This is a genomic window from Solwaraspora sp. WMMA2056 (genome assembly GCF_030345095.1).
Taxonomy (GTDB): Bacteria; Actinomycetota; Actinomycetes; order Mycobacteriales; family Micromonosporaceae; genus Micromonospora_E.
The window spans coordinates 5716741-5739095 of sequence record NZ_CP128360.1; the positions used below are offsets into that span (position 1 = coordinate 5716741).

A 22355-nucleotide genomic window follows, 5' to 3' on the forward strand; every position below is an offset into this window, starting at 1 on the left:
TAGTCGTCAAGGAGGTGCCGTCGTGGCCGTACCGACCCACACCGAACTCACCGACCACCTGGTGCGACAGATCGACATCAGGCTGGTCGACCCGCTGGAGATCCTGCTCGACGACCCGCTCGACGACCTGCGCGGCCGCGTCAACCGCCGCGCGGACACCCTCGCCACCGCGCTGCTCGACGGCGACGACACCGCCGCACTGCACACCGCGATCCGGCTCCACAGCAGCCTGCACCCCGGCGACGGACCGTTCGACCCGCCCGTCGACTGGTGGCGCACCCCGCTCGGCCAGGTCGTCGCCGCCCGGTTCGGCCACCCGACGGCGGCCGGCGTCTCGCTTCCGGTCGCCGGGGCGATGCTCGGCATCAGCCGCCAGGGCGTACACGACCTGGTCCGACGCGGCAAGCTCGACCGCCACCCGGACGGTGGCGTCACCTCCGCCTCGATCCGCGACCGGCTCCGCGCACAGCCGGCCCCACCCGCCACCCGGAGCTGACATGCCACCCGCACCGACCACCATCGACCACACCGTCGACACCGGACACACCACGATCGCCGTACGGGACACCGGCGGCGACCACCCACCGTTGATCCTGCTGCACGGCGCCGGCGGCAACCTCGCCTGGCTGTCGGTGTTGCGTCCTAAGCCTGTCGATCTGTGACCCACAGCAGTCCGCGTCACCTCTTCCACGACCGGACGGCTTTGCGGCAACCTGCTCCGATACGGAGTCGCGTTCACCCCGATCGCCTGACGATCCACGACGTCGGCCAAGCGGCGGGGGTGAGCAAGAACCCGCAGTACGAGCGCCCACTCGGGCAGGACGACCTGCAGATGCCGGGGCTGCTCCAATTGCCCGTGGGCCGCTACGATCGAAATCTTGTGAGGCATCGATAGTCAGGGGTCTCATGCGCTCGGTGAGCCGCGCAGGTAAGTGAGGACGGCGGAGACCCGGCGATCCGAGTGCGGGTCGAGCGGAAGCTTCGCGAAGATGTTGCCGATGTGCTTGCGTACCGCTGCCTCGCTCACGAACAGTTTGCCGGCGATCCCGTGGTTGGTGTGGCCTTCGGCCATGAGCGCGAGCACTTCGCGTTCGCGTTCAGTGAGGCCGGTGAGTGGGCCGTCGGTCCGCCGGAGACCGACGAGTTGGCGCACCACCTCGGCGTCGATGACCGTGCCGCCGGCGGCGACTCGGTCGATGCTGTCCAGGAAGTCGCGTACGTGGCCGACCCGGTCCTTGAGCAGGTAGCCGATGCCCCCGCCGGGGGTCGAGTCGAGCAGCTCACCGACGTAGGCGTCGGCGACGTAGGCCGACAGCAGCATGATCGCGATGCCGGGCTGAGTGGCCCGGATCATCGCCGCCGCGCTCAGTCCCTCGTCGGTGTGGGTGAGTGGCATGCGGATGTCGGTGACGACGAGGTCTGGGCGGCAGTTTCCGGCGTACGTGAGCAGGGCGTGCGCGTCGCCGACGGCCGCGACGATTTCGTGGCCGGCGCGTTCGAGGATCCGCACCAGCCCTTCCCGGAGCAGGGCCGCGTCCTCGGCGACCACGATCCGCAGCGCGTTCTGTGGCGGTGTCAGTGGATCGGGCACGTCATCCTGACCTGGGTCGGGCCCCCGGTGGGGCTGGTGATGTCGAGTTCGCCGTCGAGGGCGTCGAGCCGGGCGTGCAGTCCGGCGAGACCGGTGCCGGCCCGTGGGTCGGCGCCGCCGACGCCGTCGTCGACGACCGAGACGATCAGGGTGTGGTCCTCGATCCACGCGTGCACCTGTGCCGATCGGGCGTGGGCGTGGCGGGCGACGTTGGTCAGGTTCTCGCTGACGAAGAAGTAGGCCGCGGCCTCGACCGTGGGCGGGAGCCGGCCGTCGACGGCGAGTTGGAGGTCGACCGGGACGGGTGACCGGCCGGCGATCTCGTGCACGGCGGCGGCGAGGCCGTGGTCGGTCAGTACCCGGGGATGGATGCCCCGGATCGTGGTGCGCAGGTCGGCGAGGGCCTGCTCGGCCTGCTGGTGCGCTTCACGGACGAGGTCGAGGCCGGGGCCGGCGGGCAGGTCCAGTTCGGCGCTGCCCAGCGTCATGGTCAGGGCGACGAGGCGCTGCTGGACACCGTCGTGGAGATCGCGCTCGATCCGGCGGCGTTCGGTTTCGAACGCGTCGACCAGCCCGGTCCGGGACCTGCGCAGCTGCTGGACCGCTTCGGCCAGCTGGGCCTCGGGCGGGGCCAGCAGGTGCCGGACTAGTGCCGCCTGGCCGCAGGCCAGCGCAGTCGCCGCGTACATCAGCAGGACCAGGGCGACGAGGCCGGCGGGTGCCACGGCCCATGCCTCACCGGCGGTGTCGACCCGCCACCCGGCGATGTCGATGGTGCCGGAACGGACCAGCAGCGGGGCGACGAGCAGCAGCACCGGAACCGTCAGTAGCATCAGCAGCACGGCGTCGGCGATCCAGAACACCGTCGTGAGCAGGACCGTGACGCCCGCCTCCGGCCACGACGCTTAGCGATGCGGCAAGGACGCACGGCGACGCGGCCAGGACGCCCGGCCGCCACGCTGCGGGTCGCGTAGCGCTGGTGACTGCCGCGCCGGCCGCCCGGGGTAGATCAGCCGGATCCGACGCCGCTCATCGGCGGCGGCCAGGCGGACCAGCACCGGAATCCCGGCCAGCACCAGAAGTCCCGCGATCAGCACGACCGTGGCCGCACCCACCGCGACCACCACGGCCAGGACGGTCAGCCAGGCCAGGCCGACCGGTACGGTGGTGGCCAGGTACGCCAGGGAGCGCCACGGCCACGCCGACGCCAGGAACCGTGCGGGGTGTCCGCGTACGGCGGTCCAGGCGTCGCTCACGGGTCAAACCCTACGGATCGCATCGGCCGTACGGGGTAGCGCGCACGCTACCTCGGAACTCGCGTCCGAGCCCGGGTGCTGGACGGTGCCGGCCGGGTCCACTGGAGGGCATGACCCAGGCAACCCCGGCGGCCGTCACGCTCGACGGTCTCAGCCGCACCTACCGCTCCCGCGCCGGCTCGGTGCATGCGCTGCGCGGCGTGACCCACGTGTTCCAGCGCGGCACGTTCACCGCGATCATGGGGCCGTCCGGCTCCGGCAAGTCCACTCTGCTCCAGCTCGCCGCCGGTCTCGACCGGCCGACCGGTGGGCGGGTGACCGTCGGCGGCACCCGGCTCGACACGTTGAACGAGACCCAGTTGACCCGTTTCCGGCGTACGGCGATGGCGTTCGTCTTCCAGTCGTACAACCTCCTCGACGCGCTCACCGCGTTCGACAACGTCGCGCTTCCGGCCCGCCTGGCCGAGCGGCGGGCCGATCCGACCACGGTACGGACGGCGCTGGCCCACGTCGGCCTCGCCGAGCATGCCCGACGGCGGCCGTCGGAGCTGTCCGGCGGGCAGCAGCAGCGGGTCGCGATCGCCCGGGCGCTGCACGGCCGGCCCGACGTGCTGTTCGCCGACGAGCCCACCGGCGCGCTGGATCGCGGCACCGGACGCGACGTGCTCGGGCTGCTGCGGTCGCTGGCCGACGGCGGCCAGACCGTCGTCATGGTGACCCACGATCCGCTGGCCGCCTCGTACGCGGACGGGGTGTTGTTCCTCGCCGACGGGCAGATCGTCGGTCACCTCGCCCGCGCTGACGCCGGCCAGATCGCCGAGACCATGAACGACCTGGAGCGGCGATGATGCGCGGCCCGACGATGCTGGCCCTGGCCCGGCAGACCGTGCACCACTCCTGGCGCGGCTACCTGGGGGCGTTCGTCGCTCTGCTGTTCGGGGTCGTGCTGATCTCCGTCACCGTGACGCTCATCGGGAGCATCGACGCCACCGACGGCTGGCCCGGCACGGGCGCCGACGAGCGGGCCCAGCTCGACGGCCTGGCCGCGATGTTCGGGATGATGTCGACGATCTCGGCGTTCATGGCGCTGTTCGTGGTCGGCAGCACGTTCGGCTTCGTCGTGGCCGGCCGCCAGCGGGAGCTCGGCCTGCTGCGGCTGGTCGGTGCGACACCACGACAGGTACGCCGGCTCCTGCTGGGCGAGTCCGTCGTCGTCGCGGCTGCGGCCACCACGGTGGGCTGTCTACTCGGTACGGTGTCGGCTCCGGCCGTTCTCCGGCTGGTCCGGGCGATCGGGATCACCACCCTCGACCTGCAGGCCCCGAGCCCGTGGATCGCCTGGGTGGTCGCCGCACCCACCGGTGCGGTGGTCGCGCTCCTCGGGGCCTGGCGGTCCTCGCGCCGGGCCGCCCGGATCAGCCCCAGTGCCGCGCTGCGGGAGGCTGCGGTCGAGCGGACCCGGCCCAGCGTCGTCCAGTTCGTCGTCGCGACGCTCTGCTTCGGTGGTCTGGTGGCCACCGTGGTGGCCGCCGCCGACGAGCCGCCGCTGTTGTCGATGCTTGCCTCCATTCTGCTGCCCGAGGTGGTCGTGATCGGCCTGATGTGCATCGGGCCGGCCGTCATCCCTCGGCTCGCCGCTTTGCTCGCCCGTCCGTTCGTCGGCTGGGACGTGACGGCCCGGATGGCCCGCGACGAGGTACGCGCCGCCGCCCGCACCACCGCTGCTGTCGCCGCCCCGGTGCTGGCCATTTCCGCTATCGCGGGGTCGCTGCTGCTGACCCTCAGTTTGAGCGTCGACTGGGCGACCGCGCAGAACCGGGCCCGGCTGCACGCGCCGATGGTCGTCGAGGTGGGCAGCCCGGCAGCGGCCGAGGCGGTTGCGGCCGACCGGACCGTCGCGACTGCCGACGTACGCCGGCTGGCGATGCTTGTGCACGACGACGACGGCAGCCCCGGCGAACCCGACCGGGTCGAGGTCGTCGACCTCGTCACCGCGTCGGTCGCCCGGGGCCTGGCCGCCACGCGCGGCACCCTCGACGACTTCCACGGACGCGCGGTCGCGGTCACCGCCTCGTGGGTCACCGACGCCGGCGTCGACCTGGGCGGCACCGTCCCGGTCTGGATCGACGGCGAACGGGTCCTGCTGCGGGTCGTCGCCGTCCTCCCCGACCTACCCGGCCTGCGGCACCGGTCTGCTGCTGGGCGGTGCCACCATGGCGCTGATGGGCTGGCTCGTCCGCCGCGCCACCACGGCCGACCTGGCCGCCGGCATCGACGCGCCCATCACGATCCCGTGGCTGCCGCTGCTCGGCATCGGCGTCACCTGCCTGCTACTCACGGCTGCGGCGGCGACAGCCGGCATCCGTACCCGGAAGCCACCGCGCCTTGCCGACGACCCGGTCTGAACGACCGCAGCCGCAGGTGGTCAGGCCGGTTCGGCCGACAGGTCAGGCCGGTTCGGCTGACAGGGAGGTGCGCCGCTGGGACGCCATGACGAGCGAGTAGACCTCTTCCCGCAGTTCGCCGAAGGTCGCCGTCTGTTTGGTCGCGATCTGGTCCCGGGGCCTCTCGAGTGGGACCGGCAGGTCGGCGACGACGGTGGACGGACCTTGAGACAGGACGATCACCCGGTCGGACAGGTACACGGCCTCGTCGATGTCGTGGGTCACGAACAGCACCGTCGTCCCGGTCTCCGCCCAGATCTTGAGCAGCAGATCCTCCAGGCTCGCCCGGGTCTGGGCGTCCACCGAGGCGAACGGCTCGTCCATGATCAGCATCTCCGGCCGTACGGCGAGTCCGCGCGCGATCGCCACCCGCTGCTGCATGCCGCCGGAGAGCTGCCACGGGTACAGGCCGGCGGCGTGGGCCAGACCGACCATCTCCAGCGACTGCCGCACCCGGTCGCGGATCTCGGCGCGCGGCAGGCGTCGGTCCCGCAGCGGCAGGACGACGTTCTTCTCGACCGTCAGCCAGGGGAACAGCGACCGGCTGTAGTCCTGGAAGACGACCGCGACACCGTCGCGGGGGCCGGACATGGTCTCCCCCCGGAAGACCACCTCCCCGGTGGAGATGGGCAGCAGGCCGGCGATGCACATCATGAGTGTCGTCTTGCCGCAGCCGGACGGGCCGACGACCGAGACGAACTGGCCGGCGTGCACGGCGAACTCGATGCTGCGTACGGCGAGCACGTCCCCCTTGCGTGAAGGGTAGGACTTGCCCGCCTTGCGGACGTCGAGCACGGGCGCCGCGACGCCCGGGTCCTGCTGGTGGTGCGGGATCGTCACCGGTTCCATCCGGTCCTCCTCTTGCGTTGGGCCTGGTGTGGTCGGCCGACGGGTCAGTGGCGTTCCGCGCCGTCCGGCCGCACGTTGCGGTGCCAGCCGAGCAGCAGGCGTTCGACCAGGGCGAAGACGGCGTTGAAGAGGATTCCCAACAGCGCCAGAAGCACGATCGCCGACCACAGTTCCGGGAACCGGAACAGCCGCTGCTGGTTGACGATGTAGAAGCCGAGCCCGGCGGTCGCGGCGTAGAGCTCGGAGATCACCATGAGGACCAGGGCGATGCCGATGCTGATCCGCAGGCCGGCGAAGATCGCCGGGCTGGCGCCGGGCAGCAGTACCTGGAGGAAGTAGCGACGCCGGGTCAACCGCAGGCTCTTCGCGGCGGTGACCGCGGTGCGGTCCAGGCCCCGTACCCCGTCGTAGGTGTTGATGAGGATCGGCCACAGGCAGCCGAGCGCGATCAGGAAGACGTTCATGCCGCTGGTGATGCCGAAGACGACGATCGCGATGGGCAGCAGCGCGGTCACCGGCACCGACATGCCGAGCCGGATCAGTGGGTTGAAGAACGCGCCGGCGGGCCGCCATACGCCGATCAGGATGCCGGCGCAGATGCCGACGGTGGCGGCCGTGCCGTAGCCGAGGCCGAGTCGCGCCAGGCTGGGCAGCACGTCGGTGCGGAATTGTGCACTGAGGAACAGCGAGGTGGGCGAAGCGGAGAGCCCTGGTGCGAGGCCTGCGGATGGACGACTACGACGACACGCTCGCCGCAGCCATCTTCTACCTGATGGGCCTGCACCTCGGCGTGCCGATGCGGCAGAACGAACTCGGCGACCTCGTCGATCACGTGATCGCCACGTCCGACAAGACCCTGCAGGACCGCACCGCCCTACCGTCGCGCGTACGGGACCGGCTGCCCTTCCACTCCGACAGCTCCGACGTGGTCGCCCTGATGTGTCTGCGGCCCGCGAAGGAAGGCGGTGCGAGCAGCCTGGTCAGCGGGGCCACCCTGTTCAACGAGGTGCTGCGGCGACGCCCCACCCTGGCACCACTGCTGCTGGAGCCGTGGTACTTCGACTGGCGTCGGCAGGACCCCGACGCGCCGGCCGACTGGTACACCTCGCCCATCGTCAGCTGGACCGAGGGCGTGTTCAGCATGTACGCGGGCAGCGGCATGATCAAGGCCGCCCAGGACTACCCGGACGTACCGCCGTTGACCCCGGAACAGCTCGAGGTGCTGACCCTGCTCGACGACATCAGCCAGGAGCCCGGCGTGGCCCTGGACATGGACTTCCAGCCCGGTGACATCCAGTGGCTGCTGAACTACGCCGCACTGCACTCGCGGACCGAGTTCGTCGACCACCCCGAGCCGGGACGGCAACGCCACCTGCTCCGGCTGTGGCTCAAGCGGGAGACCGGCCGCCCACTCGTGCCGAACTTCGGACGGCACGTGGTGATGGACCGTACCGAGACCCGAGGCGACGCGGCGTCGACCGGGTCGGGACACTTCACGATCACGAAGGCGGCGGTCCCCCGCCGGGACTGGGGCGTCTGACACTCCCGGCGGTCGGCTCCGGGGCTACTGCGTACCGTCCGCCGGTAGGCACTCCGGCAGCCCGAGCCGCGCGAACCGGTCGGCGTGGAAGGTGATGATCTCGGTGATCGCCCCACCGGTGACCCGCAGGACGTCGATCGTCAGCGGCAGGTACGCGCCGCCCTCTTCCCGCCGGAGGTAGAACCCGATGGCGGGCTGCCGGTTCACGGACGTCGCGACGGTGCGCAGCCGCCCCAGGTCCGCGAAGCCGTCCTCGATCCAGCTGGTCACGACCGCGTCGCGGCCGACCGCCAGACCCGGCGTGGGCGGCATCGAGCAGCGGACGTCGTCACGCAGCAGCGAAGTGAGCGCGGGGATGTCCGTTGCCACGCTGGCGTCGGTGTAGCGGCGCACCAGTTCGCGCGTGCCGGCGTCCTGCGCGCCGCCGGTCCAGTCCTGCCGCTCGGGGGGCAGGTGGCCCCGCAGGCCGGCGCGGGCCCGCTGCAGCGCGCTGTTCACGGAGTTGACCGAGTCCCCGAGGAGCTCCGCGACGTCCTTCGCCGGCCAGCCGAGCACGTCGCGCAGGATCAGCACGGCCCGTGGGCGGGGCGCGAGGTGCTGGACGGCAATCAGGTACGCCAGCTCGATCGTCTCCCGCGCGACGGCGACCGCCTCCGGCTCGTCGGCGTCGCCTGCGGGCAGTTCGTCGAGCAGCCGGTCCGGGTACGGCTGCAGCCACGGCACCTCACCACCGGTTGCGGGCTCCGGGCGGCGGGTGGCCAGCAGGTCCAGGCAGGCGTTGGTGGCGATCCGGTACAGCCAGGCCCGGATCGTCGACCGCCCCTCGAAGGTCTCCCGTCGCCGCCAGGCCCGCAGGAACGTCTCCTGCACCGTGTCCTCGGCGTCCTCGAACGACCCGAGCATCCGGTAGCAGTGCACGTGCAGCTCCCGCCGGTGGCGCTGCGTCAGCTTCGCGAACGCCGACTCGTCGGCCTCGCTCAGCCCGCTCCCGGCCAGCTCCGCCAGCCCCATCTCCGAACTCATCACGTCATCCTTCCGCCCCGCCGTGTCCTGTCGTAGGTGTGACGGGTACGGGTGCGAAAACTCATCACCGGGGAGCTGACCGACGGACCGCGGCCGCAAGATCAGTTGACGTAGATACGGGCGACACGCCGATGAACGCCCGCATTCACATCAACTGATCTTGGCGACCGGCCGGCACCGGCACTGCCGCCAGCACCAGAAGCCCGGGTCAGACCGGTAGGGGTGTGGCCACGCCGGGGGTCAGCCAGTGCAGGCTGTGCCGTACCGGATCCGGGGCATCGGTGAACGCGGCCTCGACCGCCGCGCGGCCCTCGGTGAAGTGGCCCCAGCCCTCGTAGTGCACCGGCACCACCGTGTTGGCCTGGACCAGGGTGCACAGCTCCACACCGTCGGCCGCACTCATCGTGTACCGCAGCGGGCCGGTCAGGCCGAACCGCACCGCCCCCAGATGCAGCACCATCGTGCCGACGGTGAGCCGCTGCGCCACCTGCCGTACCCCGGGGTAGAGGACCGTGTCTCCGGTGATCCACAGTACGCCGTACCGCTGACCTGGCCAGTGCAGCGCGAACCCGGTCACCTCGCCCGCGACCGGGCGGCTCAGCGGCGGCCCGTGCCGACCCGGAGTCGCGGTCACCTCGATCGTCGGACGGCCCGGCGCGGCCAACTCGGTGCCAACCCACGGCGCGAGCCCGACCACCGACGCGGAGCCGACCGCCGACGCGGAGCCGGACCCGGCAGCGCCGAGGCGGCGGCTGCCGGCCATCGTGGTGACGATCCGGTCGACGTACGGCAGCAGCGCCCGACCGGCGTCGTCGAGGTTGTCGGCGTGGTGGTCGTGGGTCAGCAGGACCACGTCGATGTGGCCCAGCGCCTCCGCCGGCAGCGCCGGGCCGGCCAGTTTGCGTGACGCCGTGCCCCAGCCGAACCGGTAGGTCCGGCCGGGGTCGTCGAACGTCGGATCGGTCAGCACCCGCCAGCCGGCCACCTCGATCAGCGTGGTGGGACCGCCGATGTGGGTGATCCGCACGTCGCTCACCGGGCGTGCCGCAGCGCCCAGTCGAGGACCTCGTCGGCGATGGCCTCCCAGCCCTTCTGCGCCGGCAGCAGGTGTGCGTAGCCCTCGTACTCGATCCGTTCGGTGATGGTGTTCGACTTGTAGTGCTTGGCGTTGGACGCCTGAATCGCCGGCGGCATGATGTGGTCCTCACTGCCGGAGACGAACAGCAGCGGCGCCCGGTCGTCGTTGTGGTAGTCGACCCAGATGTCCTGGTGGCCGGGCTGGAAGTTCGCCAGCACGCTGCCCCACAGGATGCCGCCGCTGGCCGGGATGGCGTACCGCTGCCACAGTGCCCGGCCCTCCTCCTCGGTGAACGTGTTGGTGAAGGCGTACTGCCACTGCTCGAAGGTCAACGGCACCGCCTTGTGCCGGTTCGCCGGACTCTTCAGCACCGGGAACGTCGACTTCACCTGCGACAACGGCACCACTCGGACGCCCTCGGTCGGGGCGGAGTTCATCGCCACCCCCACCGCGCCGAAGCCGTGGTCGAGCAGGACCTGGGTGAACGCACCACCGGCCGAGTGGCCGATGAGGATCGGCGGGTTCGCCAGCTCGCCGATGATGGTTTCGTAGTGGGCGATGATCTGCGGCACGGTGGACTGCAGGATCGGCGTCGGGTCGGCGTTGAGCGCCTCCACCTCCACCTCGTACCCGGGGTAGGCGGGTGCCAGGACCCGGAAGCCCTTGGCCTCGTAGTGGCTGATCCAGTGTTCCCAGCTGCGCGGGGTGACCCAGAATCCGTGGATCAGCACGATGGTGTCGGGTGCCATGTCAGGCGTCCTCTCCGGTCATGGTCAGCAGGTCGAGGTCAGGAGGTCGAGGTCAGGAAGTCGAGCAGGTCCCGGCCGAGCTGCTCGGGATGGGTGTCGGTGATGCCGTGCGGCGCACCGGGGTAAACGAGCAGCCGGGCGTTCTTGATCCGCGCCGCCGATGCCTGGCCGCCCACCGCGAACGGCACGACCTGGTCGTCGTCGCCGTGGATGACCAGGGTGGGTACGTCGATCGCGTCCAGGTCGGGGCGGAAGTCGGTGGCCGAGAACGCGGCGATGCACTCGTAGGCGTTGCGGTGCCCGGAGGCCATGCTCTGCAGCCAGAACGCATCCCGGATGCCCTGTGACACGGTCTCCCCGGGCCGGTTGTTGCCGAAGAACGGCCCGTCAGCCAGATCCCGGTAGGTCTGGGACCGGTCGGCCAACGACCCCGCCCGGATGCCGTCGAAGACCTCGACCGGTACGCCGCCCGGGTTGTCCGGGGTCTGCAGCATCATCGGCGGCACCGCCGAGACCAGGACGACCTGGGCGACCCGGCCGGTGCCGTGCCGACCCACGTACCGGGCCGCCTCGCCGCCGCCGGTGGAGAAGCCGATCAGCGTGACGTCGCGCAGATCCAGGGTGTCGATCAGGGTGGCCAGATCGTCGGCGTAGGTGTTCATCTCGTTGCCGTCCCACGTCTGGGTCGACCTGCCGTGGCCGCGCCGGTCATGGGCGATCACCCGGAACCCGTGCTCCGCCAGGAACAGTGCCTGAATCTGCCAGCTGTCGGAGTTCAGCGGCCAGCCGTGGCTGAGCACCACCGGGCGGCCCGTGCCGGGCCCCCAGTCCTTGTAGAAGATCTCGGCACCGTCGGCGGTGGTCACGTACGGCATCAGGACACTCCCTTGATCGCGGCGAGGATGACGGTGGTGGTCGGGCCGGGCGTGGACACCATGACGGCGTGCGACGCCTTCACCTCGGCGACCGCCAGCGCCAGGCGCGACAACCGCAAGCTCCGTAGGGATCTGAACATCGGAACTCCTCACGACGCGGGCCGCCCTCGGGCCGGCGTCACGGACAATCTCGCACCGTCCCGGCTGCGGAAGTTCTCTGACGACGCACAGCACTTTCGCCACGTTGCACACTTCGATGTCAGCCGGGCCGGCCGTCGCCGTGCACGGCCACCGGCGCACGCCGATCCGCTGTGGACACCGTCGCCACGAGCTGCCGAGGGGTGACACCGAAGGCCTGGCGGAACCTGGTGGCGAAGAAGCTCGGATTGGCGAAACCCCAGGCACGGGCGACGGCGGCGATCGAGGTGTACCGGCGGTGCGAGGCGGTCAGGTCGGTCCGCGCACCCTGCAGCCGCTGCTCGATGATGGACTGTTCCAGGCTCTGCCCCATCGTCTCGTACAGCTTGTAGAGGGCGCGCAGCGAGATGGCGTTCGCGGCGGCGATCCGGGCCGGCGTCAGGTCGGGGTCGCGCAGGTTGTTGCGCACGTACGTCTGGACCCGGGCCTGCATCGACGAGTGCATGGCGTCGCTGAGCCGCCGGCCGTCGCCGGCGGCGGAGACCACCAGGGCCCGCATCAGCTCGGCGGACGCGGCCCCGAGTTCGGCCGCGCCCGGGCCGTCGGCCAGCTGCTCGGCCTGCGCGGTCACCCGGGCGACGTGGTCACGCACCAGGTCGTAGAGCGGGCTGCGGCGCGGTTCCCGGGCCGCAGCGTGGATCAGGTCGCGGGGCAGGCCGAGCTGGTCGACGTCGACATGCAGGGCGTACGAGGCGCCACCGCCCTGCCAGCCGTAGACGTACGGCAGCGACAGGTCGACCAGCATCAGGTCGCGCGGACCGTACAGCCGTTCCTCGCGGGCCCAGCTCAGGTGGTTGTCGGTGCGCATCGGCAGGGCCAGCACGATCGACGTCTCCGGAATCGACCGGGACATGTACGGCGTACGGCGCAGCGTGGTGCCGGAGGCGTCGATGTTGAAGACCTTCGCGGTGCCGAAGTCGGAGACCGTCATCCGTGCCTGGATCGCGGCCGGGTCCTCGAAGGTCGCCATGCTGGAGGAGCAGTTCGCGCTGACCGTGGCCTGGAACGCCTCGGCGCGGTCGGTGACCGGCAGCGACTGGGTGTCGAGAACGAGCATGATTGCCCCTATCTGGCGCTGACGGTGTGAAGGTAGCGCCGGAGCTCGATGTCGCTGAGGGGCTCTGCGTGCACCGGTGTTGCCCACAGTGCATGGTCAGGCGTCGGGTGCCTCCTACGACGACCGCCGCAACTCCCCCGGCGAGATGCCGTAGCGGGCCTTGAAACGCCGGGTGAAGTGCGTCGGGTCGCGGAATCCCCAGCGGTGGGCGATCACCGCGACCGGCCGGTGCCGGTTCTCCGGCCGCCGCAGGTCGTGCCAGGCGTGGTGCAGCCGTTCACTGATGATCCACTGTTCGAGGCTGATGTCGGCCTGCGCGCACACCTTGTACAGGTGCCGCAGCGAGACGTTGTGCGCCGCCGCGATCCGCCGGGCGGTCAGGTCCGGGTCGGCCAGGTGCTGCCGGACGTACGTGCGGACCCGGGTGAGCAGCGTTTCGGCGAGCACCTGGCTGGTCAGCCGGTCGGTGTGCGCGGCCGAGGCCAGCAGCGCCCGGACCAGCTCGATGCTGGCGGTGGCGACGGACCCGGCGGCGGGGTCGGCGGTGATCCGCGCCGGGTCCCGGGTGAGGTTCGCGATGTGGGCGGTGACCATGCCGTACAGCGGGCTTGACCGCAGCCGGTGGACGGCCTGGCGGATGACGTCGACCGGCAGGCCGAGCTGGTCGCTGGGGACCTGGATGCAGCCGGCCGCCCCGTCGCCGGACCACGAGTAGTCGTACGGCCCGGACAGGTCGACGGCGAGCAGCCCGCCCGGTGGGACGACCTGCAGGTGCCGGTACTGCTCCAGGTGTCCGTGGGCCCGCCGCTGGACCGACAGGGCGACGACCGGCATCGCGTCCTGCTTGGCCTGTTTGGCGGTACGCAGCAGCCGGATACCGGAGGAACGGCTGATGAAGATGTTGGCGTTGCCGAGATCCCACAGCTCCATCCGGCAGTGGATGTCCCCGTCGGGGTCCTCGTGGATGACGTGACACGGGGCCGAGGCGTACATCATCGCCAGATAGACGGCGTCGACGCGGTCCGGTTGCGGCAGGTCCGTGGTGTCGAGAACGTACGCCATCGATGTCCGCTCTACTCTGTGCGCGCTGCCCGCAATATAGGCCGACGGATGAGTGGGTCGAAAGTATGACCGTCAAGCTGAGTATCAGCGTCCCCGACGAGGTGGCCGCCTACCTCCAACAGCAGGGCAACGGGTAGCACAGCACCGCCACCTGCTGGCAGAAATCTCCGAAGGCGTCCGCTGGCTGTGGCGCCAGCACCTACTGCGCACCCTCGTGGCGATCGCGTCGGCCGGCAACCTGGCCTTCAGCGCCCTCAGCCTGGCCGTCATCGTGCGCGCCACCGACCTCGGCGCGTCCCCGACCGGCGTTGGTGTCCTCCTCGGCCTCTTCGGCGTGGGCGCGATCGCCGGCGCCCTGGTGGCCCCACCGGTGCAACGCCTCGTCGCCCCGAACGTGGTCATGATCGGCGCACTCTGGTGCTGGGTCGCGCAGATGGCGGCGTTGGCCCTGGCCCCGACCGTGTTCACGCTGGGGGCGGTCTACACGGTCGGCGCACTGATGGGCCCGATCTTCAACACCACCACCGCCTACCGGTACGCCCTGACCCCCGACCGGCTCCAGGGCCGGGTCAACGGCGCCTCCCGGATGATCGGCTGGGGTGCCCGCCCCGTGGGCGCCCTCCTCGGCGGCATAGCGCTGGAGACCCTGGGTGCGGTGCCGACCTTCGCCACCCTGGCGGCGTGGCTGGCCGTCGTCGCGGCGGCATCGACGACGAGCCGCCAGATCAGGTGCGCCCCCAGGCTGGAAACGCTGGGCGAACATCCTGGAACCTGAGTCCGTGCCGTGGGTTGGGCTGCCCTGTTCAGGGCGCCGGCTCCCGGCGGGCGCGTTGTTGGTGTCGGCGCGCCTTCAGCCGGTTGCCGCAGGTCTTCATCGAGCACCAGCGGGCGGTGTTGGCGCGGCTGCGGTCCAGGTGGAACAGGCGACACTCGGTGTTGTCGCAGGGCCGCAGTCGGCCGGGTAGCCGGGCCTGTACGTCGAACCAGGCGAGCACCAGCTGCACGGCGAGCATCCGGTCGGGGGGCCCATACAGACGCCAGCGCAGGCCCGACGCGTCGACCTCGGGCAGCTGCTGGACGCCGGCGAGGATCCGCCGCAGGTCCGCTTCGGGCACGGCACCGCGGGTGGCGGTCTGCAGCGCATCTCTGGCGGTCCGCAGCCAGGTGGTCGTTGCCGGGTCGTCGGAGCCTCCGTGCCGGTGTGCCCACTGCCGCAGTGCGGTGTCGTCGGCCCACCGGTCCTGTGGCCGGCCGTCCACCACGGGTGTGCTGTTCAGCGCCTCAATCAGCGCCTGTTCGTCGAGCACGGTGACCTCACCCACCCTCACCACTAACCCCCTCGCCGCTCTTGACAGGTTATCGCAGATCGGGTCCACTTGAAGCTAGATAACCACCACGAAGCTCTGAGAGGGTTAGAGATGGTCGAAGTCCACCACCGGTACGCCACCGTGCGAGGGCACCGCGTCTTCTACCGACAGGCCGGCCCCCGCGACGCGACGACGCTGCTGCTCCTGCACGGGTACCCCACCAGCTCACGTATGTTCCGCCGGCTGATCCCGCGACTCGCCGACCGGTTCCACGTCATCGCCCCCGACCACATCGGCTTCGGCCACTCCGACGCCCCGCCCGCCGACGCGTTCCCGTACACGTTCGACGCGCTCACCGACGTCACCGAAGCGTTCCTGGCCGAGCTCGGCGTCACCCGCTGCGCCATCTATGTGCAGGACTACGGCGCTCCCATCGGATGGCGACTCGCCCTCCGCGCACCCGACATGATCACTGCGGTCGTCAGCCAGAACGGCAACGGGTACGACGACGGCTTCGTCCCCGACTTCTGGACGCCGGTATGGGCGTACGCCGACGATCCAGGACCGGACACGGAGCCGGCGGTGCGCACCGCCCTCGGTCTGGACGCCATCCGCTGGCAGTACCTGCACGGCGTGGACCGCCCCGACCTTGTCGACCCCGACACCTGGACGTACGACCACCGCGACATCAGCCGCCCCGGCAACGACCTGGCACAGCTGGCGCTTTTCCGCGACTACGCCACCAACCCTCCACTGTACCCGAAGCTGCACGCGTATTTTCGGCGCAGTCAGGTGCCGCTACTGGCCGTTTGGGGGGCCGAGGATCTGATCTTCGGGCCGGACGGGGCGCGTGCCTTCGCGCGGGACCTTCCGAACGCCGAGATCCACCTGGTGCCCGGCGGCGGTCACTTCCTGCTGGAAAGCCACCTGGACACCGTGGTCGGCCACATCCGGGGGTTCCTGTCCCGCGCGCTGCCGACAACCCGGCCGGCGACAACCCCCGACGCGAGAACCACCCACCTGTGAAACGGCCGCCGCCCGGGTCGGCGGTCAGCCGAACCAGGTCATCCCCTGGCCGTGTGGACGGGTCCAGGCCAGTGGCCGGCCGTCCAGAGCGAGCACGTTGTGCAGGGTGTCGTCCGGTGGCGGTGGCAGCGCGCCGTGGCGCAGGATGTCCGGCCCCTCGTTCGCCACCCAGTGACCCGGCAGACCGCGTACCAGGTCGACGAAGACCGACCGGCGCGGAGCCGGCACGTGGTAGAGCACGGCGGTGTGGAACACCACCAGCGTCGCGTCCGGTGGCGCCGACGCGGCCAGTACCGGCAGGTCGTCGACCAGGTCACCCCGGACCAGCAGCGGCGGATCGGCCGCCGCGACGGCCGCAGCGGCCGCCAGCCGGGCCCGTCGATGCTCCTGCTCCGGCCAGATCAACGCGTCCAGCCAGGCGACGTCGTCGGCGTCGGTGACGTCCAGCGGGGTCAGGTCCAGCCCGGCCCGCCACACCACCTCCGGCCGGGTACCCGGCGGCGTCAAGCCGGCCGTCGCGCAGTCGAGCAGCGGCTCGCCGTCCCCCACGATCGGGCCGCCGTCGTAGCGGTAGGCGTACCGGTCCGGGTAGAGACACAGGCCCGCCGACGCGCCGACTTCGAGCAGCGCCAGCGGCTGCGGCAACGCCGCCAGCACCGGCAGCAGTACGGCGCACCGCCCGGCCTCGTTGGTCTGAGTCAACCGGCGACGCAGCTGCGCCTCGACCGCCGGCCAGTGCGCCACCGTGAAGTCGTGGAACGCGGCCGGGTCGTCGACCGGCCCGCCGAGCAGCCGGACCACGCCGAACAGCAGGTTGGGTTGCCGGGTCGGCGGCGGCACCGAGTCCAGCAGACCGAGGATGTCGTCGTCGCCGGAGACCGCGTACGCCAGCCGTTCGTAGCTGGGCGACACCCCGGACGCCTGCCGGCGGGCGAAGTCGGCGTACCACTGGGCGGTCGACAACCTCGGCGTCGGTTCTGCGGCGATCACCGCCCCATGATCGCCGCGTCAGCGGCCGCCGCCCCGCAGAACCTCCAGGATTGTCCGCAGGATCACCTTCACGTCCAGCCAGAGCGACCAGTTCTCGATGTAGTAGTTGTCGAACCGGGCCCGGTCGGAGATCGGCGTGTCGCCGCGCAAACCGCTGACCTGCGCCAACCCGGTCAGCCCGACCGGTACGCGGTGACGCATCGCGTATTCGGGGTAGTCGACCGAGAACTGGTCGACGAAGTAGGGGCGTTCCGGGCGCGGGCCGACCACGGTCATGTCGCCGCGCAGGATGTTCCACAGCTGGGGCAGTTCGTCCAACGACGTACGGCGCAGGAACCGGCCGACCGGGCGCAGCCGGGGATCGTCCGCCACCGACCAGGTGGTCTGCGCCTCCATCTCGTCGGCGGGCCGCATCGACCGGAACTTCAGCAGCTCGAACGACCGACCGTGCCGCCCGACACGGACCTGCCGGAACAGCACACCGGGGCCACCCTCGACCCGGGTCGCCACGGCGCAGGCCGCCAGCACCGGGCTGAGCAGCACCAGGGCGACGCCGGCGGCGACGATGTCGAAGGCGCGTTTCACCGCGAACTGCGGGCCGGTCAGCGACGGCGGGGTGACCCGGCTGACCCCGATCGCGCCGATGTGGTCGGGGATGCCGTTGCGGGCGTGGAACTCCCGCAGCCGGGGCACCACCCACAGATCGCAGGCGGCGACCCCGGGCAGCCGGGCGACCCGCAGCAGCTCCTCGTCGCTACAGTCGACGTCGGCGATCAGCACCACCTCGCACCGGACCCGGCGGATCAGCTCCTCGATCTGGTCGAAGCCGCCGAGCAGCGGCGGGCCGTCGGCACCGCAGTGCCCGGTCGCGGCGAGATCGGTGCCCCGGTGCCCCGTCGCGGCCGCGTCGGTGCCCCGGTGCCCGGTCGCCGCCACGTCGACGAACCCGACGACGTGCAGGCCGTACTCGGGGTAGCGGTGCAGCAGCCGGGCGAGCTCGGCGGCGACCGGGCCGCCGCCGACGATGACGGCGACGTGCTCGACCCAGCGGCGGCGGCGGGCGAGCACCACGGCCAGCCGGGTCAGCAGCCGCCCGAGGAGCACCAGCCCGGCGCTGACCGCGACCACCCGCATGAACCCGGCGACGTAGTCCACCGAGTCGTGCCGTTCGGCGGCGACGATCGCGACCACGGCGGCGGCTGCCAGCAGCCGCACGCACAGCTGCGGCAGCTCGTCGAGGAAGCTGACGTGCCGGCGGCCGGCGTACAGTCCACCCAGGGCGAAGATGGCCACAGTGACCAGGCTGGCGGCGATGACGCCCTTCCAGTGGTCCCGGTTCCAGGCCAGTGGCAGCAGGAACGCGGCCAGGTCGACGGGGAGCGTGAGCATCCAGGCCCGTAGCGCGCTGCGGTGCCCGGCCGGCGGTGCCGCCGCCGGGCCCAGCGGTGCGACCGTCGACACCGTACGCTGCCGTGGTACGGCCTCCACCTGTGTCATGACGACGTCCCCCGAGAAGCTGACCAGCCGTCCAGATGATACGGCGGCCGTCGATTGCCGCGCAGCCGCTACCATCCGGGCATGCCCGCCGACACGACGTCCGCCGACGACGCCGCAGCTCCCGCCCGGTCGCCGGCCGCCCCACCCCGACGACGGCGGTGGCTGCGGACGACGCTGGTCACCCTGGTCGTCCTCGCCCTGCTCGGCGGTGGTGGCGCGGTCGCGGCGTGGTGGTACGCCCGGGACATCGGTGCCGACATCGTCCGCATCGAGGCGTTCGACCAGGTGCCGCAGGAGGAGCGTCCGGTACGTGAGGAGGTGGCGGCGAACGCGATGAACCTGCTGATCCTGGGCAGCGACACGCGCGACCCCGGGTCGACCGGCGGTTCCCGCGCCGACACGATCATCCTGATGCACGTGCCGGCGGACCGCTCCGGCGCGCAGCTGGTCTCCATTCCCCGGGACACCTGGATCCACGTGCCGAGCAGTGCCGACGGCCGGTACGGCGACACCGACGCGAAGATCAACGCGGCGTACGCCTGGGGTGGTGCACCGCTGATGGTGCAGACCGTCGAAAACTACACGGGGGTACGGATCGACCATGTGGTCATGGTCGACTTCGCCGGTTTCAAGGACATCGTGGACGCCCTCGACGGAGTGGAGATCGACGTCGAGGAGGCGTTCACCTCCACACATTCGCTGAACCCGGACAGCATCCGCCGATTCGAAGCCGGACCGCAGACCATGGACGGTGCCGCCGCGCTGGACTACGCCCGGGAGCGGTACGCGTTCGCCGACGGCGACTTCGCCCGGATCCGCCACCAGCAGCAGGTGATCCGGGCGATCATCGACAAGGCGTCGTCGGGAGGGATCCTCACCAACCCGGGCCGGCTCAACGCGTTCCTGCGGGCCACCGCCGACGCCGTCGCCGTCGACGACACCCTCAACATCGTCGGCGTCGCCACCGACCTGCGCCATCTGCGCAGCGGGAACCTCAGCTTCTACACCAGCCCCACCTCGGGCACCGGGATGCGCGGCGACCAGAGCGTGGTGCTTCCCGACACGGCCCGGGCCGAGGCGTTCTACGACGCGGTCCGCCGCGACGACACGGCGGCCATCGCGGCCACCGGCACCGCCGCCGGTTAGGTGTCGGCGGCCAGGACCCGCACCTCGCCGTTGGCGAACCGGGCGCACAGCTGGGTACGGCCGTCGACCTCGCGGGCGAAAACCCGGACCTGGCTGTCGTGCGGGGCCGGCGGCGTCGGCTCGGCCCGCAGGTCGAACGCGGGCCGCACGACCAGGTTCTTCGGATGCCCGAGACCGTGGGTGATCTCCACCTGGGTGTCCGGTGCCGGCCGGCCGATCCAGCCGAGCCCGGTGCCTGCGACGCCGGCCACTCCCGGCTGGGACAGGGTGGCCCGCACGCTCGACAAGCCACGGTCGGCACCGAAGTCGACGGCGGCGGTCGCGCAGTTGCGGATCAACGTGTCGACGGTGACGCAGGCCGGCTCCGCCGCGACGGCACCGGGCACGAACTGGATGCCGATCTCAGTGGCCGGGCCGGGGTGGTTGGCCCCCTGGACGTAGCCGGCCAGCCAGCGGCAGTCGTTACGGGAGATCCGGACGCCGACCCCGCCGTCGAGGTCGGCGTAGCAGTTCACACAGCCGATGCCGGAAGCGGCCAGCTCGAACGAGACGTTCTGCCGTACCCCCCACGCGTGGCAGTTGACCATCAGGGTGCCGTACGAGTTGCCGTCCAGGTGAAACCCGGTGCCGGCGTTCTGAAACGACAGGCAGTTGAGGAACATCGAATCGTGCGGCCCGGCGAAGTTGACCCCGTGGCCGCCGTTGTCGTGGGTACGCAGACCGGTGACCCGCGACTCCATCTGATGCGACGGTGCCGGCAGGTGCCCGGCGGTCCCCCAGCCACTGACCACCCCGTCGGCACCACAGTTGAACACCGTCAGGTCGGTCAGTTCGTAGCCGTACCCGTACAGCCGCAGCCCGCAGCTGACCGGGTTGCCCTCCCCCTGGTTGCCGTCCACGGTCAGGTCTCGGACGCTGAACATGGTGATGCCGGCGTCGCTGCCGGCCCGCGACTGCGCCGCAAAGCCGTCGGACTCGACGACGGCGGTGTTGCTGTCGGGGGCCAGCCGCAGAATCGTGGCGTCGCCGCCGGAGCCGCGCAGGTGGACCCGGGAGTAGAGGGTGAGCTGGCGGGTCAGGTAGACGCCCGGCGGCAGGAACACGATGCCGCCGGTGGCGCGGGCGGCGTCCAGGGCACGCTGCAGGCTGTGGGTGTCGTCGGTACTGCCGTCGCCGACGGCGCCGAACTCCCGTACGTCGTAGTCCCGCTCGGCCGCCGCGGCCAGCCCGCTGCCGTACGCCGCAGCGCCGATCCCGCCGACCCCGGTGCCGGCGAGCAGCGCGGCGGTGGTGACGATCGCCCGCCGACGCGGCACGGCCCGACGCGGGTGCGGCTCGCCGGACGGCCGCGTTCGCTCGCCGGGCGGCTGCGGTCTCATGACTTCTCCTGCGGCTGACGGGACGTGACGAGAGTAGTCGATGGATCGCGCGGCCTGACAATCTCCACAGCCGGTGCGGTGGGCGGCGGGGCCGACGTCGCCGCCAGGCGGGCCGCATACCAGAGGGCGACCAGTGTCTCCCCCACGGCGAGCAGCCCGAACAGGCCACCGACAGCGTCCACCCACAGCAGCGCGGCAACCAGCCCGACGACCGCGATCGTCCGTGATCCGACCGCCGAGACGAGGAACGTCCGAGGTGCCGCCCGGACCATGTGCCGCACCGACAGCCAGGTCGACACCATCACGGCGGCTTTGTACGCGGCATACAGCGCCACTGGGACCAGGCCGGCCGTGGCCAGCTCGGCGGCCAGCAGCCCCCGGACCCCGGCGCTGGCCAGCAGCAGCCCGCTGACCCCGACCAGCAGGACCACGGTCAGCAGCCGGGTCCCGGTGCGTAACCGGGCGGCCCGCCCGGCCACCAGGTCCTCGCGGGTGGTCGCGGCCAACGCCACATGGAACGGACCGAACGCCAGATCCATCGCCCGCAGCACCACGATCGCGGCCGGGCCGGCCACCACGGCGGCGACCGCCGGCAACGCCACGACGTACCCCAGGTCGACCGCCGCCGCCAGGCAGTAGGTCAGGCCCGGTCGGAGCCCGGCCAGCAGGCCCGGCCGGGTCCGCCCAGGGACGCGGCCGCGGGTCCGGGTGCGGCGCCCGGTGCCCAACGCCCAGGCCAGTACGGCGAGCTGGCCGGGCACCGCCGCGATCTCCAGCCGGGCGCCGACGACGAAGAAGAGGACGGCGGTCCCGATGGTGCCGGCCGCGACCAGCTGCGGTACCAGGTTCGCCCGCCGCCGCCCCCGGTCGGCGGCCATCGACCAGAACAGCGCCTCCAGCGGCAGCTGCAGCAGCACCGGCGCCACGACCAGCAGCCGGTCGGCGACGCTGGTCTGCGGCAGCGCCACCGACACCGCCGCGACGCCGACCACGGCGACCGGCAGCGTGACCACCGCCGCCACCCGGGTCGCCCACGCCTGCCGGTCCCACCCGGCCGGCACCACCCCGGCCGACTGCGGACGGCCGACCAGGGCCTCGATCAGGGTGTACGGGACGGCGAGCAGGGCACCCTGGAACGCCACCAGCGCGACGTGACCATGGTCGGCCCAGGACGCCAGCAGGAACACCGCGATGCTGGCCGACCGGGTCGACGCCTGCACGGACAGCTGCGACCGCTGCAGCCGCCCGACCAGCACCGTGCCGCGCCGGATCATGACGTGCCGGGCCG

The 22355-nt window shown here is 71.6% G+C and carries 24 protein-coding genes; 8 read left to right on the forward strand and 16 right to left on the reverse strand.

What is annotated here, in order from left to right; all coding sequences use genetic code 11:
* The first annotated feature begins 22 nt into the window (after window positions 1-22).
* Both O7608_RS25860 and O7608_RS25865 read left to right on the forward strand, forming a co-directional pair.
* On the forward strand, window positions 23-496 hold the full coding sequence (locus tag O7608_RS25860) for a hypothetical protein (protein WP_289207045.1): 474 nt from the start codon (window positions 23-25) through the stop codon (window positions 494-496).
* A gap of 1 nt (window position 497) precedes the next feature.
* Entirely contained in the window at window positions 498-662 is a 165-nt protein-coding gene (locus O7608_RS25865) for an alpha/beta fold hydrolase (RefSeq protein ID WP_289207046.1), read from the forward strand.
* A gap of 242 nt (window positions 663-904) precedes the next feature.
* Here the strand turns inward: O7608_RS25865 and O7608_RS25870 are convergent, their stop codons facing one another.
* Genes O7608_RS25870 through O7608_RS25880 form a run of 3 tightly spaced genes read right to left on the reverse strand, consistent with a single transcriptional unit; the run spans window position 905 to window position 2847 of the window.
* Entirely contained in the window at window positions 905-1558 is a 654-nt protein-coding gene (locus O7608_RS25870) for a response regulator transcription factor (RefSeq protein ID WP_289211034.1), read from the reverse strand.
* A gap of 17 nt (window positions 1559-1575) precedes the next feature.
* The gene (locus O7608_RS25875) at window positions 1576-2454 is read right to left on the reverse strand and encodes a sensor histidine kinase (protein ID WP_289207047.1); all 879 of its coding nucleotides are present in this window, start codon (window positions 2452-2454) and stop codon (window positions 1576-1578) included.
* A gap of 42 nt (window positions 2455-2496) precedes the next feature.
* A complete protein-coding gene (locus O7608_RS25880) occupies window positions 2497-2847 on the reverse strand; it encodes a sensor domain-containing protein (RefSeq protein ID WP_289207048.1) in 351 nt (116 codons plus the stop codon).
* A gap of 110 nt (window positions 2848-2957) precedes the next feature.
* Here O7608_RS25880 and O7608_RS25885 point away from each other — a divergent pair, with 110 nt between their 5' ends.
* Together O7608_RS25885 and O7608_RS25890 are read left to right on the forward strand one after the other, a co-directional pair.
* The gene (locus tag O7608_RS25885; RefSeq protein ID WP_289207049.1) at window positions 2958-3695 is read left to right on the forward strand and encodes an ABC transporter ATP-binding protein; all 738 of its coding nucleotides are present in this window, start codon (window positions 2958-2960) and stop codon (window positions 3693-3695) included.
* Window positions 3692-5341 (forward strand): ABC transporter permease, encoded by a 1650-nt coding sequence (locus O7608_RS25890; RefSeq protein ID WP_289207050.1) that lies wholly within the window; start codon window positions 3692-3694, stop codon window positions 5339-5341. Before O7608_RS25885 ends, O7608_RS25890 begins: the two co-directional genes overlap by 4 nt.
* Here the strand turns inward: O7608_RS25890 and O7608_RS25895 are convergent.
* Entirely contained in the window at window positions 5295-6140 is an 846-nt protein-coding gene (locus O7608_RS25895; RefSeq protein ID WP_289207051.1) for an ABC transporter ATP-binding protein, read from the reverse strand. The two genes, O7608_RS25890 and O7608_RS25895, sit on opposite strands and share 47 nt — an antisense overlap.
* 44 nt (window positions 6141-6184) lie before the next feature.
* Window positions 6185-6796 carry an ABC transporter permease gene (locus tag O7608_RS25900; protein ID WP_289207052.1) on the reverse strand — a complete coding sequence of 204 codons (612 nt, stop codon included), beginning with the start codon at window positions 6794-6796 and terminating at the stop codon, window positions 6185-6187.
* Between the two features lie 56 nt (window positions 6797-6852).
* On the opposite strand from O7608_RS25900, the gene O7608_RS25905 reads away from it, so the two are divergent.
* Window positions 6853-7680, forward strand: coding sequence for a TauD/TfdA family dioxygenase (locus tag O7608_RS25905; RefSeq protein ID WP_289207053.1), 828 nt, complete (start codon window positions 6853-6855; stop codon window positions 7678-7680).
* A gap of 24 nt (window positions 7681-7704) precedes the next feature.
* Here O7608_RS25905 and O7608_RS25910 read toward each other — a convergent pair whose 3' ends face one another.
* The 6 genes from O7608_RS25910 to O7608_RS25940 form a co-directional block, all read right to left on the reverse strand.
* Window positions 7705-8703 carry an RNA polymerase subunit sigma-70 gene (locus O7608_RS25910; RefSeq protein WP_289207054.1) on the reverse strand — a complete coding sequence of 333 codons (999 nt, stop codon included), beginning with the start codon at window positions 8701-8703 and terminating at the stop codon, window positions 7705-7707.
* A gap of 208 nt (window positions 8704-8911) precedes the next feature.
* Window positions 8912-9730, reverse strand: coding sequence for an MBL fold metallo-hydrolase (locus O7608_RS25915; protein WP_289207055.1), 819 nt, complete (start codon window positions 9728-9730; stop codon window positions 8912-8914).
* A 5-nt stretch (window positions 9731-9735) separates the two neighbouring features.
* On the reverse strand, window positions 9736-10530 hold the full coding sequence (locus O7608_RS25920; protein WP_289207056.1) for an alpha/beta hydrolase: 795 nt from the start codon (window positions 10528-10530) through the stop codon (window positions 9736-9738).
* A 38-nt stretch (window positions 10531-10568) separates the two neighbouring features.
* Window positions 10569-11558, reverse strand: coding sequence for an alpha/beta fold hydrolase (locus O7608_RS25925; protein WP_502959144.1), 990 nt, complete (start codon window positions 11556-11558; stop codon window positions 10569-10571).
* 106 nt (window positions 11559-11664) lie between these two features.
* Entirely contained in the window at window positions 11665-12660 is a 996-nt protein-coding gene (locus O7608_RS25935; protein ID WP_289207059.1) for a helix-turn-helix domain-containing protein, read from the reverse strand.
* Between the two features lie 114 nt (window positions 12661-12774).
* Complete coding sequence (locus O7608_RS25940) at window positions 12775-13722, reverse strand: helix-turn-helix domain-containing protein (RefSeq protein ID WP_289207060.1); 948 nt, start codon at window positions 13720-13722, stop codon at window positions 12775-12777.
* 214 nt (window positions 13723-13936) lie between these two features.
* On the opposite strand from O7608_RS25940, the gene O7608_RS25945 reads away from it, so the two are divergent.
* Complete coding sequence (locus tag O7608_RS25945; RefSeq protein WP_353850464.1) at window positions 13937-14497, forward strand: MFS transporter; 561 nt, start codon at window positions 13937-13939, stop codon at window positions 14495-14497.
* Window positions 14498-14525: 28 nt separating this feature from the next.
* Here the strand turns inward: O7608_RS25945 and O7608_RS25950 are convergent, their stop codons facing one another.
* A complete protein-coding gene (locus O7608_RS25950; RefSeq protein WP_289207062.1) occupies window positions 14526-15050 on the reverse strand; it encodes a CGNR zinc finger domain-containing protein in 525 nt (174 codons plus the stop codon).
* A gap of 90 nt (window positions 15051-15140) precedes the next feature.
* Here O7608_RS25950 and O7608_RS25955 point away from each other — a divergent pair, with 90 nt between their 5' ends.
* Window positions 15141-16055: an alpha/beta fold hydrolase gene (locus tag O7608_RS25955; RefSeq protein ID WP_289207063.1), complete on the forward strand. Its 915-nt coding sequence runs from the start codon at window positions 15141-15143 to the stop codon at window positions 16053-16055.
* A gap of 24 nt (window positions 16056-16079) precedes the next feature.
* Here O7608_RS25955 and O7608_RS25960 read toward each other — a convergent pair whose 3' ends face one another.
* Together O7608_RS25960 and O7608_RS25965 are read right to left on the reverse strand one after the other, a co-directional pair.
* Complete coding sequence (locus tag O7608_RS25960) at window positions 16080-17018, reverse strand: DUF2332 domain-containing protein (protein WP_289211035.1); 939 nt, start codon at window positions 17016-17018, stop codon at window positions 16080-16082.
* A 45-nt stretch (window positions 17019-17063) separates the two neighbouring features.
* Entirely contained in the window at window positions 17064-18434 is a 1371-nt protein-coding gene (locus tag O7608_RS25965; RefSeq protein WP_289211036.1) for a sugar transferase, read from the reverse strand.
* A gap of 189 nt (window positions 18435-18623) precedes the next feature.
* Between O7608_RS25965 and O7608_RS25970 the strand changes: the two genes are divergently transcribed.
* A complete protein-coding gene (locus O7608_RS25970) occupies window positions 18624-19688 on the forward strand; it encodes an LCP family protein (RefSeq protein WP_289207064.1) in 1065 nt (354 codons plus the stop codon).
* Here the strand turns inward: O7608_RS25970 and O7608_RS25975 are convergent.
* Window positions 19685-21067, reverse strand: coding sequence for a glycosyl hydrolase family 28-related protein (locus O7608_RS25975; RefSeq protein ID WP_289207065.1), 1383 nt, complete (start codon window positions 21065-21067; stop codon window positions 19685-19687). The two genes, O7608_RS25970 and O7608_RS25975, sit on opposite strands and share 4 nt — an antisense overlap.
* Window positions 21064-22341, reverse strand: a complete 1278-nt coding sequence (locus O7608_RS25980; protein ID WP_289207066.1) for a hypothetical protein — start codon at window positions 22339-22341, stop codon at window positions 21064-21066. The genes O7608_RS25975 and O7608_RS25980 overlap by 4 nt, the downstream gene beginning before the upstream one ends.
* Between the last annotated feature and the right edge of the window lie 14 nt (window positions 22342-22355).

Excerpts from the sequence above, each read along its gene's own strand:
- O7608_RS25865 (WP_289207046.1), top strand. The coding sequence starts at position 498 with ATGCCACCCGCACCGACCACCATCGACCACACCGTCGACACCGGACAC.
- O7608_RS25885 (WP_289207049.1), top strand. The coding sequence starts at position 2,958 with ATGACCCAGGCAACCCCGGCGGCCGTCACGCTCGACGGTCTCAGCCGC.
- O7608_RS25890 (WP_289207050.1), top strand. The coding sequence starts at position 3,692 with ATGATGCGCGGCCCGACGATGCTGGCCCTGGCCCGGCAGACCGTGCAC.
- O7608_RS25895 (WP_289207051.1), bottom strand. The coding sequence starts at position 6,140 with ATGGAACCGGTGACGATCCCGCACCACCAGCAGGACCCGGGCGTCGCG.
- O7608_RS25910 (WP_289207054.1), bottom strand. The coding sequence starts at position 8,703 with ATGAGTTCGGAGATGGGGCTGGCGGAGCTGGCCGGGAGCGGGCTGAGC.
- O7608_RS25920 (WP_289207056.1), bottom strand. The coding sequence starts at position 10,530 with ATGGCACCCGACACCATCGTGCTGATCCACGGATTCTGGGTCACCCCG.
- O7608_RS25935 (WP_289207059.1), bottom strand. The coding sequence starts at position 12,660 with ATGCTCGTTCTCGACACCCAGTCGCTGCCGGTCACCGACCGCGCCGAG.
- O7608_RS25940 (WP_289207060.1), bottom strand. The coding sequence starts at position 13,722 with ATGGCGTACGTTCTCGACACCACGGACCTGCCGCAACCGGACCGCGTC.
- O7608_RS25955 (WP_289207063.1), top strand. The coding sequence starts at position 15,141 with ATGGTCGAAGTCCACCACCGGTACGCCACCGTGCGAGGGCACCGCGTC.
- O7608_RS25965 (WP_289211036.1), bottom strand. The coding sequence starts at position 18,434 with ATGCTCACGCTCCCCGTCGACCTGGCCGCGTTCCTGCTGCCACTGGCC.
- O7608_RS25970 (WP_289207064.1), top strand. The coding sequence starts at position 18,624 with ATGCCCGCCGACACGACGTCCGCCGACGACGCCGCAGCTCCCGCCCGG.
- O7608_RS25975 (WP_289207065.1), bottom strand. The coding sequence starts at position 21,067 with ATGAGACCGCAGCCGCCCGGCGAGCGAACGCGGCCGTCCGGCGAGCCG.
- O7608_RS25980 (WP_289207066.1), bottom strand. The coding sequence starts at position 22,341 with ATGATCCGGCGCGGCACGGTGCTGGTCGGGCGGCTGCAGCGGTCGCAG.